At 45.6% G+C, this 12,920-nt stretch carries 12 protein-coding genes; 8 read left to right on the top strand and 4 right to left on the bottom strand.

The genetic code is table 11. The features are described from left to right. Window positions 1-196: 196 nt before the first annotated feature. Both EKM87_RS04380 and EKM87_RS04375 read right to left on the bottom strand, forming a co-directional pair. Window positions 197-940: a DUF4811 domain-containing protein gene (locus tag EKM87_RS04380; protein ID WP_125682231.1), complete on the bottom strand. Its 744-nt coding sequence runs from the start codon at window positions 938-940 to the stop codon at window positions 197-199. Next, window positions 937-2,379, bottom strand: coding sequence for an MDR family MFS transporter (locus EKM87_RS04375; RefSeq protein WP_125682229.1), 1,443 nt, complete (start codon window positions 2,377-2,379; stop codon window positions 937-939). Before EKM87_RS04375 ends, EKM87_RS04380 begins: the two co-directional genes overlap by 4 nt. A gap of 155 nt (window positions 2,380-2,534) precedes the next feature. On the opposite strand from EKM87_RS04375, the gene EKM87_RS04370 reads away from it, so the two are divergent. From EKM87_RS04370 to EKM87_RS04350, 5 genes are all read left to right on the top strand, one after another. Further along, on the top strand, window positions 2,535-3,101 hold the full coding sequence (locus tag EKM87_RS04370) for a TetR/AcrR family transcriptional regulator (RefSeq protein ID WP_125682227.1): 567 nt from the start codon (window positions 2,535-2,537) through the stop codon (window positions 3,099-3,101). A gap of 109 nt (window positions 3,102-3,210) precedes the next feature. Continuing rightward, on the top strand, window positions 3,211-3,630 hold the full coding sequence (locus EKM87_RS04365) for a MerR family transcriptional regulator (RefSeq protein WP_125682225.1): 420 nt from the start codon (window positions 3,211-3,213) through the stop codon (window positions 3,628-3,630). Window positions 3,631-3,645: 15 nt separating this feature from the next. Further along, window positions 3,646-4,056 (top strand): cupin domain-containing protein, encoded by a 411-nt coding sequence (locus EKM87_RS04360; RefSeq protein ID WP_125682223.1) that lies wholly within the window; start codon window positions 3,646-3,648, stop codon window positions 4,054-4,056. 12 nt (window positions 4,057-4,068) lie between these two features. Continuing rightward, window positions 4,069-4,389, top strand: coding sequence for a carboxymuconolactone decarboxylase family protein (locus EKM87_RS04355; RefSeq protein WP_125682221.1), 321 nt, complete (start codon window positions 4,069-4,071; stop codon window positions 4,387-4,389). A gap of 140 nt (window positions 4,390-4,529) precedes the next feature. Further along, window positions 4,530-5,660: a glycosyl hydrolase family 8 gene (locus EKM87_RS04350; protein WP_125682219.1), complete on the top strand. Its 1,131-nt coding sequence runs from the start codon at window positions 4,530-4,532 to the stop codon at window positions 5,658-5,660. A 61-nt stretch (window positions 5,661-5,721) separates the two neighbouring features. On the opposite strand, the gene EKM87_RS04345 is transcribed toward EKM87_RS04350, so the two are convergent. Beyond that, entirely contained in the window at window positions 5,722-6,666 is a 945-nt protein-coding gene (locus EKM87_RS04345; RefSeq protein ID WP_125682217.1) for a GH25 family lysozyme, read from the bottom strand. A gap of 146 nt (window positions 6,667-6,812) precedes the next feature. Further along, window positions 6,813-7,742 carry a matrixin family metalloprotease gene (locus EKM87_RS04340; protein WP_125682215.1) on the bottom strand — a complete coding sequence of 310 codons (930 nt, stop codon included), beginning with the start codon at window positions 7,740-7,742 and terminating at the stop codon, window positions 6,813-6,815. A gap of 221 nt (window positions 7,743-7,963) precedes the next feature. Here EKM87_RS04340 and EKM87_RS04335 point away from each other — a divergent pair, with 221 nt between their 5' ends. The 3 genes from EKM87_RS04335 to EKM87_RS04325 are packed head-to-tail and all read left to right on the top strand — an operon-like array spanning window position 7,964 to window position 12,812. Continuing rightward, window positions 7,964-8,524, top strand: a complete 561-nt coding sequence (locus tag EKM87_RS04335; protein WP_125682213.1) for a DNA-3-methyladenine glycosylase I — start codon at window positions 7,964-7,966, stop codon at window positions 8,522-8,524. Between the two features lie 14 nt (window positions 8,525-8,538). Next, entirely contained in the window at window positions 8,539-9,672 is a 1,134-nt protein-coding gene (locus EKM87_RS04330) for an exonuclease SbcCD subunit D (RefSeq protein ID WP_125682211.1), read from the top strand. Beyond that, window positions 9,669-12,812: an AAA family ATPase gene (locus tag EKM87_RS04325; protein WP_125682209.1), complete on the top strand. Its 3,144-nt coding sequence runs from the start codon at window positions 9,669-9,671 to the stop codon at window positions 12,810-12,812. The genes EKM87_RS04330 and EKM87_RS04325 overlap by 4 nt, the downstream gene beginning before the upstream one ends. Window positions 12,813-12,920 lie beyond the last annotated feature (108 nt).

Genomic DNA, 12,920 nt, shown 5'->3' with positions numbered 1-12,920 from the left:
GTATTTATGAGCTGATTGAAGTGATAACTGTCTTAGATGAGTAGAAGGCTAATTGTGGGCAATGAATAGGGTGACGATGGAAAACCAAGCCTATATTAGCGGCAACGTAAAACAAGTGTCTTGTTAAACGGCGCCGTTTGGTCGACAGCCTTACAAAGATGCTACCGGATTATCGCGTCCATGCACGATGTTAATATTATCGAATCGGTTGTGAGTGGGCAGCCTTCACTAATTTTGTTAAATTTTGAGATAGACGTTGGTTAGCTACAAGTTGCGCTTGTTTAGTCAATTTCTTCTTTAAAGCTTGTTGCTGTTGCGTAGTCATCGTGGGTTGCTGGGCTAAGGCAGCTTCGAACGCTGTGGTGACCTGTTTTTGTAGGTTGCGTTTTGCTGCGGCCTCTTGGGTCTTAACCGTGGTTGCTAGCCACTTGGCTTGAGCGGAACTCAAGGTCGTCCATGAGTCAGGCAGAACAAACGCATTTTGACGACGGATCAACTCGTGGTGGCTACCGGTCCACTTGAATAACCATTGCCAATGCTGATTGTAAGTCCAATAAGTTCGTTTGGTCGTCAGTTGGGCCTGTTTTGTTGAGGTATAGGCTACACGGTTGCTAGTCTTTAAGCTAGCGTTGGTGTGTTGTTGGGTCGCATGAGAATTCTTATAAACGTAGACTTGTTCATATTTGGATTGGCGGATCGGTTGATAGACTAGTAGTCCCAATCGTTTATCGGGGGACATCGACGTGATGTTGACTGTCGACGTGGTTGTAGTCTGATGCATTCCCCAGTGCCAGTTGTCGTTGCCAATCATAAAGGTTGCCATGGTGAGCAATAAGAGCAAACCGATAGCACCGGTAATCAAACGAGTTGCTTTGGTGGGCATGAGTAATAGGCCACCGATGAAAATTAAAATTCCGACGAATAATAGAATTAAAATCATGCGATTACCTCCCGTTGGCGAGACTTTAAGAAACAGGCAAAGATAAAGTCGAGAATGCCGAATGCCGTTGCAACAAGGAAGGCTGCGTGAAAGCCGGTCATGGCAGCTTGGTAACTTTGACTTTGGTAAAGGAGTGGTGCTGTGTGGCGTAGCGTCTGGGCTGGTAAATGGTTGGTGGTCACGTTAGCCAGGACGCTCCCCAGAATGGCGGTTCCCATCGAAGTCATTACCTGCCGCATGGTACTGTTAACGGCTGTACCGTGGCTGAGTTGAATGCCTTGAAGGTCGATGGAACTGGCTGCCGTAATTGGCATGGTTACTAGGGCGACCCCAATCATCAGAATTGTATACTCACAAACAACGTAACTATAAGGCGTGCTTTGCGTAAGAAAGGCGAATGGTAGGGTCCCCAGTGTTAGGAGAAAGGTGCCAATTAGAGCCAAGCGCCGACCACCCATCCGGTCGTAGAGCGTGCCGCTGATTAGGCTGACAACCCCATAAATTAAGGCGCCAGGCAGAATCATCAGTCCAGAGTGGAAGGGTGATAGTCCCCGAACCTGTTGAAGGTACATCGGAAGTACGACTTGAATCCCAATCATGGCCGTGTTGGAAAGTGCAGTTATGAAGGAGGCAATCGTAAATGAAGGGATTTTTAACAAGCGGACGTTTAAGAAGGGCTGCGCCTGTGGCCATTCGTGGCGGGCAAACCAACCGATAAAAATTAAGCCAACCAAAATACCGCCAATTACAGTCACCGAGCCCCAACCATTTTCGCCAACTTCTGAAAAGCCATAGAGGAGGCTCCCAAAACCAATCGTTGATAAGAGAATCGCAAATTTATCGATTGGGGACTTTTTAATTGGGATGACTGGCCGCACAAAGAAAAGCGACAGGGCGAGAACCAAAATAACAGGTGGAATCATGACGCCAAATAAATCGCGCCAGCTAGCGTTGTCTAGAATCCACCCAGAGACGGTCGGGCCTAGAGCGGGTGCTAAACCAATGACGATTCCACCGAGCCCCATCATGGCCCCCCGTTTGTCGGCAGGGAAAGTTACGAGTAGGACGGTTTGAATAGTTGGAAAGGTGATGCCTACACCAATCGCTTGAATTAATCGTCCCAACAGAATTAGCCCAAAGCTGCTGGCCGTGTAACTGATAACTAGGCCAACTAAAAAGAAGCTGAGGGCGGTTAAATAAATTGTTCGTAGACTATAGTTGTTAATTAGCCACGCGCTGATGGGAATCATGATCCCCATGACCAGCAAAAAACCGGTAGTTAGCCATTGAACGGTGGCACTAGAAATTGCGAAGCGGTTCATCAAGGTCGGGTAGGCGGTAACCAACATGTTTGTGGTTAATGCCGTACAAAAAGTTCCGAACATGAGGGTGACCATGAGGCCCACCCGATTATAAGCATGATTATTGTTGTCAGTCATTGATATAAGCCTCTTTATTTGGGGAGCACACTGGCCCTCATTAATTAATGCATATTATATACTGATATTTAAAGAAAATAAATTACATACATCAGTTTATTTTGAAACCGTTTCAATGTATAATAGCGAAAAGAGGCTGGAGAGGGGTACACACTATGGTGAAACGACGGACTTTATCGCATGAAAAGGTGATCGATCGGGCTAATTTGATGATTGCTGAAGAAGGGGTCGACCATTTAACCATTCGGGCATTGGCGGCGGCATTGGAGGTACGGCCACAATCGCTCTATAACTACGTTGAGAGCTTGAATGATTTGTTGGATCAAGTTGGGTTACAGTTTGTTAAGGAAATTGAAGATCGATTGATGCGTCGCTTGGTCGGTGTTTCAGGTAAGGAAGCACTGATGGTTTTTGCTCAAGAATTTCGGCAAAGCTGTAATCAGCAACAACACCTGGCCCCTTTGCTCATGAATCCGAATGATTTACATCAATTGACGCGGACACACAAGGCGTTGGTCGACCTGTACCAACAAATGTTTCGGAGCCTACACCTTGATGAAGCTGGAGATACGGGACTGGTCGAATCAACATTGTACCGGTCAGTGTTGTTTGGATTCATTATGCAGGAAATCGGGGGATTCCTGAATCTTTCTCAGCGTAAGGTCAATCAACGTTTTGAACAAACAATGGCGTTGGCAATTGCCCAATTTAAAATTGATTAGATTAGGGGGTCGATAAAATTTATCGACCTTTTTTGTTATTTTCGCTTGCCTTAGAGTACACTCTAAGGTGTTTACTAAGTCTTGTAAGCAATTAACGGAGGTGTTGAAGTTGGCTGACAAACGTTATCGAATTGGCGAGTTTTCAAAGTTAGTGGGTTTATCTGCTTATACGTTACGCTACTACGAGGATCAAGGCTTGATTCTGTCACAGCGCGATGACAATGGTGTGCGTTACTACGTTGCAGAAGACATCCGTTGGGTGGGATTTATCCTACATTTAAAAGGAACGGGGATGCAGCTCAATGATTTAAAACGGTACGTCAAGTTGCGTGCGGAAGGCGATACAACGATTGCTGAACGGCGTCAACTGTTACAACGAGTCAAGGACAACGCCGAAGCTGAGATTGCGGAACAACAGATGCATCTAAAGGTCTTGGGACATAAAATCGACTGGTATGATGGCAAGACAGCTCATACAATTGATGATTCAGAAAGTTTCCATGACTATTTACAGAGATTTCAGGATTAGAAAGGACACTTTAAAATGGCAAAAAATGAAGATATCAAAAATGGTGTAATTTTTCCAGCTGGCGACAAAAACGTTGCTTATCAAGACTTTTTCGTAGGTCAGAGCTATTTACAAGGGTTAGTTAACGATCCAGACGTGAACGTTGGTGTTGGGAACGTTACCTTTGAACCTGGTTGTCGGAATAACTGGCACATCCATCATGATGGTTTCCAAATCCTGTTGGTTACCGGTGGCGAAGGCTGGTATCAAGAAGCTGGTCAACCAGCACGCCACTTAAAAGCGGGCGACGTCGTGGTTACCAAGGATGGCGTTAAGCATTGGCATGGTGCGACGAAGGATAGCTGGTTTAGTCACATCGCGATCACGGCCGGTACGCCAGAATGGTTAGAACCAGTTGATGATAAGACTTACGATGCTTTAGACTAGGAGGTCTGTTAAATGGCTAAAAAACAAACTGCAGGACGCGATAACTTGGGCGATTTTGCTCCGAAATTTGCAGAATTAAATGATGATGTTCTATTCGGACAAGTGTGGTCACGAGAGGACAAATTGTCAGCTCACCAACGAAGTCTGATTACGATTTCAGCGTTGATTTCTGCCGGGAATTTTGAACAATTACCAGCGCGTTTAAAGATTGGCAAGGGTAACGGCATCACCAAAGACGAGATTGCTGAAGTCATTACGCACCTTTCATTCTATGTTGGTTGGCCTAAGGCTTGGTCTGCTTTCAATATTGCGAAAGAAATCTTTACAGATTAATCAGTGAGTCGTCTCAATTCAATGGGGCGACTTTTTTGATGGGGTCAATCGTCAAATAATGGTTCATTTGTCACGACAAACTATCTCTGAAAACGCTATAATTTAAAGGAAATGTGGTTGAGGAAAGGAAGCTGAAATGGATGCGAAAACAACGATGGTTACTTAAAACGTTGGGGGTTGTTCTGTTAAGTGGTTGCGCTTTGGGGCTTGCACTGGGACAGCCGCTACCTGCTCAGGCGAAAACCAGTCAGGCAGTCACACAGTACAACCAGTGGAAGAAAATATACGTAGGTGGTAAAACGCAAAAATATGTGAAGTCCAATGATGGTCCGGGCAGTACCACGGCTCTATCTGAAGGCCAAGGATACGGTATGTTAGCCACGGTTTTAGCAGCGAAGAAAGGGGCTAATACGCGGACGACCTTTAATCAGATGTACAAGTACTATCGTGCGCACCGAGTCTCCAATAAACTGCCTTTGATGCAGTGGCAGCAGACTAAACGGTCCGGAAAGATGACCAGTCAAGGGTCGCAGAAGAATAGTGCGACGGATGGTGATTTAGACATTGCGTACGCCCTAATCTTAGCGGACAAAAAGTGGGGGAGTAAGCAGATCAATTATAAGCAGGCGGCTAAGAAATTGTTGACCGCGATTAAGCAAAAGGAACTCAACCCAACCACCTATTTGCCAACCATGGGTAATTGGGCGACTAGCAGCTATGATCGGAGTAAGTTGCGGCCCTCAGATTTGACGACCGGGTACTTTAAGACATTTGCTAAATACATGAAAGATAGCACCTGGACTAAGGTAGCTAGTCGTAGCCAAATAGCTGTTAAGAAGCTAAGCGCTCGTCATAAGACCGGTTTGTTCCCAGATTTCATTTTGGCTACGGGTAAGAGTCTTAAATTAAAGGCTGTTACGCCGTATAGCATTGAGTCCGGAACGGATAATCAAGTTGGCTATAATGCTTGCCGGGTTCCTTGGCGACTTGCCCAAACCTATAAGCTGAAGCATGATAAGGTGACTAAAAATGCGTTGACTAAACAATTGCGGTTTTTTAATCAAAAAAAGCAGGTGCAAGCAGTCTATACCTTGGGTGGTCGGGCAGTGAACAATTACAGCAACGCGGCATTTGTTGCCCCCGTTCACTTTGCCGCCAAGACAATGAAAAAGACGGCCTTAAAGAATAAAACGGCTAAGCAACTATCTAAAAAGATTCCACGGAAGAACTACTACTCCGCGACCCTTCAAGTGGTTACTGGTTTGGAATAAGTGAATCATCTGAACGCAAAAAAGGCGTCTGACAGCGGTCAGACGCCTTTTATATACAAGTTTAGTAAGTTGAAACGTATGCTTGGTTGGCAGTGACGTACTTACCATTCGTTAATTGGAAACGGTAAGCATTCTTGTTGTTCTTAACAACTGCCTTAACGGCTAACTTTTTACCAGCAGCCACTTTGGTACCGCGGTGACTCTTGGTAAAGAGGGTGGAAGAGTATTCGTAAACGGCCTTCTTGGTCTTGATACCCGTGACACCACTAGCTGAGCTGTAGTAGCTCGTCTTTGAGTGAGTCGTGTTACCTGCGAACCAACTCTTAACAGCGGCATTGTCTAAAACCTTGTTCAAGTCAACGTTCCCGCTGATACCGGAAACTTTACCTGAACTCGTGTGTTGCCATAAGTCAACGGAAGTACCAGAAACTTTAGGCTTGGTAGAACTGTACTTGGCAATCCAAGTCCCATCGAATTTGGAGAAGTTCAAGTTGTTAGAGTTAGCGTACCATTCACCAGAGTACATGATCAGTGGCTTGTCAGTTAAACTACGCATAGTCTTTAACCAAGCGTTAACGTAAGTTTGTTCCTTACTCTTGGCACCAGGCATCCGCTTTTCTTCATCCAAAGCGTAGAACTTCGTGTGGGAGTTACTCCGCTTGTAGAAGTCCTTGGCTTCTTGTTGGGCATCCTTCACGCTGGTAAATTCGGCAAACATGTATTGGCCAAATGGAACACCATACTTGTATGCGCCTTTGGCGTTGACATTTCGCTTACTGTCAACCATGTAACCAGTGTCACCCTTACTACCGTGTTGCACCCGAATAATGGCGTACTTTAAGTCCTTGGACGCCTTCTTCCAGTTGATATTCCCTTGGTATTGCGAAATATCAGCAACTTTTTTGCCAGCGGCGTTCGCAGTGGTCGTGTTTAAACTAACCCCAACAGCGACAACAGCAGCAAAGGCAGCTAAACCGGCCCCTAATTTACGTAAACTAATTTGCATGAATGATGTCCTCCTCAGTATTTGAGTCCATTGTACACGGTAACCCAAGCGAACAGGTTACTAGAAATTTACAATTAGTTACAGTTCGATTGCAAACAAAAAAGACCGTGACCAAAAATTCGGTCGCAATCTTTTGACGTAGTTAATCAGTGTACAGCTGTGTAAATTTTCAAAGCTAGTTTTGCCCGGGCTTTGTCAGTCTTGGTAACCGGTGTGTATTTGGATAAGCCAGCCTTAACTTTTTTGTAGCTGTAAACATTGCTGTTGCCACTTTCGTAGTACATGAGATCTTTGGTATTCGGCGAATGGTTTAGGCCCATGACGTGGCCCATTTCGTGAGCAATGATGCTAGCGTAGGCGTACATCCGGCCAGTATTAGCATAGCTATTTTCAACCGCCTTCACGTCCTTGACCAAGGTAGAATAAGCTGGCAGGGATGTCTCAACGTTTCCAGCTTCTTGATCGAACAACGTTGAGTAGTTTTTGTCGCTAGTCGAGACGCCCTTCGCAACAAGGTTAGCCTTGGCTTTAGCCTCAATAGTGCTCTTGTATTGTTTGTAGAAGGAATCGTTCAGTTGTTCCGTCATTGCTGAACCAATTTCCTGTTTTTCAGCAGTATAGTAGGATTGCCGAATCTGCAACTGCTTCTTACCGGGAGTCCACCAAGCGTCACTCGAATCACTCTTGCTAGGCTTGGTTTTAGAGACTGAGAATGTGAACGTATGGGACTTTTTGGTGCCCTGGGTGAATTCCTTTTTGCCCAGTTGCTTATTCCAATAGTTCATGGCGACTTTGACGCTTTGCTTAAGGTTCTTGTCCTTGGTATTGACATAAACCACAGCTTTACCGTTCTTTTTAAGAGCGGTTTGCGCATCAAACGCTAATTTGTATTTCTTGCCTAGAGTCTTCGCATGTTTGCGGTAGTAACTCGAACTTTTCTTGAGCGTGGTTGTCGATGGTGTGACACTTGCGGCTTCCGCTGTGATTGCACTGCTACTGACAACGGGGGTCACTAACAAGGTAGCGCCTGCTACCATGAGAAGTGAACGGACCTTTAGATGGTGTAATCTGCGCATGATGTTAACCTCCCTTAATTCCCCAAAACATTCAACATTTACAATAGCATAGGCTTTTCCAATCACCTGGTCAAGTGATAGAATCCGAAAAATTATTCACGCTATTATCGTTGTCTAATAGGCATGATTGCGCTTCCAAATATTAATAAATAGAACGTTTGTTTGGCTGTACTGAGGCAATCTGGTATAGTAGTTTTAGAAGAGAAACTGGAGGATTTAAAATGGCTAAACGATGTGACTGGGCGAATTCTTCGCCTGCAATGCAACAGTATCATGATGAGGAATGGTGTCGGCCAGAACACAATCAGCAGAAGCTATTTGAGCTGTTATGTTTGGAAACTTATCAGGCAGGGCTGAGTTGGCAAACGGTGATTAATAAACGCGCTGCCTTCCAACAAGATTTTCATGAATTCAAAATTGAACAGGTGGCGGCAATGACGTCAGCGGACGTTGATCAGCTGATGACTGATTCACGGATCATCCGAAATCGCCGCAAGCTAGAAGCTACGGTCAACAATGCGCGCGTGATTCACGAGTGGTCGGCACCGGTCGATTTTTCAAGTTGGTTATGGCAGTTCGTGGGTGGCCAGCCGATTCGTCATGCTGTAACTACCACTGCAGACATGCCCGCAACGACGGATCTGGCCCAACAAATTTCAAGAGAGATGAAAAAGCTGGGGTTTAAATTTGTGGGGCCAACGACGGTGTATTCATTTTTACAAGCAGCAGGCTTAGTTAATGATCATTTGCTCAGTTGTGACTGGGCACCGGAGAATCAGTAAGGGGAGGACCAGACATGCGGTTTTTACATACAGCAGATTGGCATATTGGAAAGAAATTAAACGGCTACGATTTATTACCAGAACAACGTGACGCCTATCAACAAATCAAGGCGATTGCTAAGGCTGAAAAAGTAGATGCCGTCGTTGTTGCTGGGGACCTCTATGACCGAGCCTTGCCGAGCGAAGCGGCAGTCGCGACGTTAGATGACATGTTAGTTGACCTTAATCGACAAGAAAAATTTCCTTTGTTGGCCATCAGCGGAAATCATGATTCTGGTGTACGTTTGGGTTATGGGCAGCAATGGTTTACGAGTACAGAATTTTATTTGCGGACAACTTTGGCGAGCGCTCTTGAGCCAATAACGATTGGTGACACACAGTTCTTTTTGCTACCGTATTTTGAACCCTTTCAGGCTCGTCAATTTTTTCAAGATGATCAAATTAAAACAGTCAATCAAGCAATGGAACGTTTAGTAGCAGCTATGCAGGAGAAGTTTCAGTCGGGATACCATCATGTCCTGGTTGCGCATTTTTTTGCAGCCGGTAGTCAGCATAGTGATTCTGAAACGGCCGTCCAGGTGGGAGGGTTAAACGCCGTACCAGTAGATTTACTGGCACCATTTGATTACGTTGCCCTGGGTCATTTGCATCGAAAAGAAGCCCTGCAAAATGAACCAACGGTGAAATATAGTGGCTCCCCCTTAAAGTTTTCGACTAGTGAGTCTGAAGATACTAAAGGTGTTTGGATTGTCGACACGGATACGACGCCGGTTACGGTGATCTTTAAACCACTAAAACCCTGGCATGATTTAGTCGTATTAACGGATAGTTTCGAGCATTTAATGAATCCGGAACAGGATTATGACGTCCAATCAGAAGATTTTATTGCGATTGAGCTGACGGACACGACGCCAATTCCGAATGTGATGCAACGCTTAAAGACCCGTTTTCCCAGAGTGATTGAGTTACAACGCATCAATCAGCTGACGGTTACACCAGATGAGTTGGATATTCAGCAAGTACAACGTGATCCACTACAACTGATGACTGAGTTTTTTGAACAAGTAACACAACATCCGATGCAAGCGACGCAACAAAAATGGGCGAAGGAGACCCTACAAGCAGCTGAAAAGGAGGATAAAGAATGAGCCCAGTGAGTTTACATCTACAATACTTTGGTCCATATCGTGATGAGATGGTTGATTTCACTAAATTTTCTACAACGCCGTTATTTTTGATTAGTGGCAAGACGGGGAGCGGTAAGACGACCATCTTTGATGGGATGTGTTATGCCCTATTTGACCAGACATCTGGCGTTGATCGGGAAGCGAAGTCCATGCGCTCGGACTTCGCAACACCAGAAGATAGGACCCGAGTGACGTTTACGTTTACTCATCGGGACAAAACGTATGAATTGGTTCGTGAACCACAGCAGCTCCTAAAAAAGCAACGGGGAGAGGGCCTGACTGAAGCTAAGGCCAGTGTCACTCTGACGGTATATCGGGGGACGGAAGAGGTCAATCAGATAACGAAAGCGACACCAGTTCGTGATTTTCTACAGGATTTGTTACAGATGGATGGTGACCAGTTTGCTCAGATTGTCTTACTGCCGCAGGGACAATTTCGTCGTTTTTTAATCGCGCCGAGTGAGGACAAAGCAACCGTTCTCGAACAGCTCTTTCATACTGAAATTTTTTCTCGATGGACGGATCAACTTAAGCTAAAGCTGAAACAGAATCAAACGGCTAATCGAGCGTCAGCCCAGGAACTTGAGCGTTTACAGTCAGAACTTAAATGGCAGCCTGATAAACAAAATCGCGCAGCTGAGCTGGTTGAGAAGCACCAGACAGCTGAGGTCATTGACTTAATGACAACACAGCAACAAGCAATGCAAGCGGCTGATCAAAAGATTGTCACAGAGTTGGCTGAAACGAAAACGCAGGTTAACCAGTTACTACGACAGGATGAACAAGAAAAGCAACTGTTGAAAGATCGCGTACAGCTGCGAGAACAGACGCTGGCACTGACAACGTTACAAGAGCAAGCTCCGGCTATGGCTCAATTAACGGCTCTAATTGCAGACCTTGAATGGGTTCAAACTGTGCAATCACAATTAGCGGAGAAGACCAGTGCGCAACAAGCGTTGCATACTCGCAAGGATTCGCAAAATTCATCGGAAAAACAAGTGAAGGCCGCGACTAAAACCTTTGAGACAGCTCAAGATACCTTAGCGGCCAGCCAAGACTTACAGGAAAAAATCACCACTGAGACGACGGCAATTGCTCAGCAGGAAAAGATTTTGCCAGTTTATCAACGGGTTAGCGATTTGACGGAACAGGTGACGCAGCTGCAGACACTGGTTGCCAATGCTCGGCAGACGGAAACTGATGCCCAAAAATTAGTTCAGCAGAACCAAAAGTCACAAGATACACAAGAAGAAATTGTGAATCGGCAGGCACAAGTCTATGAGTCAGATAAACGCTTGACCCAGAAAGAAGCCCAATTGGATGCCTGGCAACGACAATTGCATCAAATACAACAGACCGATCGTCAGCTTAAGCAACTAAGTACCAAGCGAGATAACTTGCAGGATCAAGCAGAAAAGGCAATGGTTGAGGCTGCGCAACGACGTAATTTGGCTCAGGATAAGTATCAAGAATTTTTACGGAGTCAGATTGCCGTTCTAAGTGCCAAACTCACGCCGGGAACACCTTGTCCTGTCTGTGGTTCAGTTGAGCATCCTCATCCAGGGGTGACGACCGTGACTGAGGTGGCTGAGACAGAAGTCCAAGCATTGCAAGCCGCAGCTGACAAGCAAGAAAATCAGGCAGCACATTTACGGGCGGAACTGGCTTCACAGGAAAAACAGATTGTTAGTCTTACCGGGGAACAGCAGCAGGCAATCACTGAGTTATGTCAGGCTATGGAAGTTTCGGTAACGCCTATTTCCCAATTAGCTGATCTGCTAGTGGAACGCCAAGCGACACAAGAAAAGGCCCGCACGCAGATTCAAGCCCAATTAGCTCAAATCAAGCAAGCACAGGAACAGCTAGAGGTATTAGTCCGAGAGGCTACAGCTGGTCAAGAGACGTTGCAGCAGGCCCAACTTGAATTGAGGAAACACCAGAGCCAGTTGGAGAAAGTCACAATCGAGCTGACCACGGAGCAAAAGCAACTGCCAGCAGATGCACCAACGTTAGTAACCTTCAAAGAGCAAAATAAGCAATTACAAGCTCAGTTGCAACAGCATCAAGCAACGCTGGCAGAGATGGAAGAGCAAGTTCAGACTGCCAAGCAGGCACTCGCTGTCGGTCAAACGAGGTTAGCGACGGCTAAACAAGAGGTTGCTCAGGAAACCCTGCGGTTGGAGCAAGCCACGGCTGAAGTAGCTGCAGTTATTGCGCAACGGCAGAAGCAAGATAGTCAGGTTACTGAACAAAGAGTCGTTGAACAAATACCATTGGTGGCTGAATTACCAGCCAAAAGGCTGAAGTTACGAAGTTTTGAAACGGCAAAGGAAAAGTTGACAACGACAGTTCACGATTTACAAGGGCGAGTTAAAGACCGACCAGAGCCGGATCAAGTTGCAACTCAGCAGGCGTTGCATAGCGCCAATAATCATGCAGACGAATTGCAGGATCAACATCGACAACTACTTAATCAGCAAGAACATAACGCTGGGTTAGCGCAACAGATTCAAAAGCAAGTAGCGCGTCAAGCCGATGAATTAAAAACGACTCAGGAACTTGCAGAACTTGCCGGTGTGGTAAATGGGGATGGTCCGAATAGTAAGTTAGGTCTGGAAAGATACGTTTTGCAAACGTATTTGCGGCAGATTCTGTCTGTTGGAAATCATCGGTTGCGTCAGCTGACTAACGGGCGATACCAGTTTATTATCGATTCGACGCAAGCTAGTTCTAAGAAACGTTCTGGTCTTGAAATCAACGTTTATGATGATCATGTTGGTGAGCAACGTAGCGTGCACACACTTTCTGGTGGTGAGAGTTTCATTGCATCTTTGGCACTGGCATTAGCATTGGGTGAGGTCATTCAACAAACGACTGGAAGTGTGGATGTTGATGCACTCTTTATTGATGAAGGTTTCGGGTCACTAGATGAGGAGGCTTTGATGGTGGCGTTAGATTCGTTGGAAACTATTGAAGGTAAACATCGGATGATTGGCATCATTAGTCACGTTAGCGAATTACGAGATCAAGTTCCTAATCAATTGCAGGTTGTCGCCACCGGAAATGGTGAGAGCACGATTCATTACCACGTAGCAGATTAAAAAAGTCGTCAACGTTTGGTTGACGACTTAAATCAGAAAAGCTCAACGTCGATTCAAAGCCACTTCCGGAAAATGAGGGATGAACAAGAGAAGTTGATGGGGTAGTTG

The organism is Levilactobacillus yonginensis, assembly GCF_003946265.1.
In the GTDB taxonomy this organism is placed as follows: Bacteria; Bacillota; Bacilli; order Lactobacillales; family Lactobacillaceae; genus Levilactobacillus; species Levilactobacillus yonginensis.
Note: the sequence above shows the minus strand (reverse complement) of the source record. Positions and strands in the feature narration are given on the sequence as shown.

Excerpts from the sequence above, each read along its gene's own strand:
- EKM87_RS04335 (WP_125682213.1), top strand. The coding sequence starts at position 7,964 with ATGGCTAAACGATGTGACTGGGCGAATTCTTCGCCTGCAATGCAACAG.
- EKM87_RS04370 (WP_125682227.1), top strand. The coding sequence starts at position 2,535 with ATGGTGAAACGACGGACTTTATCGCATGAAAAGGTGATCGATCGGGCT.
- EKM87_RS04375 (WP_125682229.1), bottom strand. The coding sequence starts at position 2,379 with ATGACTGACAACAATAATCATGCTTATAATCGGGTGGGCCTCATGGTC.
- EKM87_RS04330 (WP_125682211.1), top strand. The coding sequence starts at position 8,539 with ATGCGGTTTTTACATACAGCAGATTGGCATATTGGAAAGAAATTAAAC.
- EKM87_RS04360 (WP_125682223.1), top strand. The coding sequence starts at position 3,646 with ATGGCAAAAAATGAAGATATCAAAAATGGTGTAATTTTTCCAGCTGGC.
- EKM87_RS04325 (WP_125682209.1), top strand. The coding sequence starts at position 9,669 with ATGAGCCCAGTGAGTTTACATCTACAATACTTTGGTCCATATCGTGAT.
- EKM87_RS04355 (WP_125682221.1), top strand. The coding sequence starts at position 4,069 with ATGGCTAAAAAACAAACTGCAGGACGCGATAACTTGGGCGATTTTGCT.
- EKM87_RS04340 (WP_125682215.1), bottom strand. The coding sequence starts at position 7,742 with ATGCGCAGATTACACCATCTAAAGGTCCGTTCACTTCTCATGGTAGCA.
- EKM87_RS04345 (WP_125682217.1), bottom strand. The coding sequence starts at position 6,666 with ATGCAAATTAGTTTACGTAAATTAGGGGCCGGTTTAGCTGCCTTTGCT.
- EKM87_RS04350 (WP_125682219.1), top strand. The coding sequence starts at position 4,530 with ATGCGAAAACAACGATGGTTACTTAAAACGTTGGGGGTTGTTCTGTTA.
- EKM87_RS04380 (WP_125682231.1), bottom strand. The coding sequence starts at position 940 with ATGATTTTAATTCTATTATTCGTCGGAATTTTAATTTTCATCGGTGGC.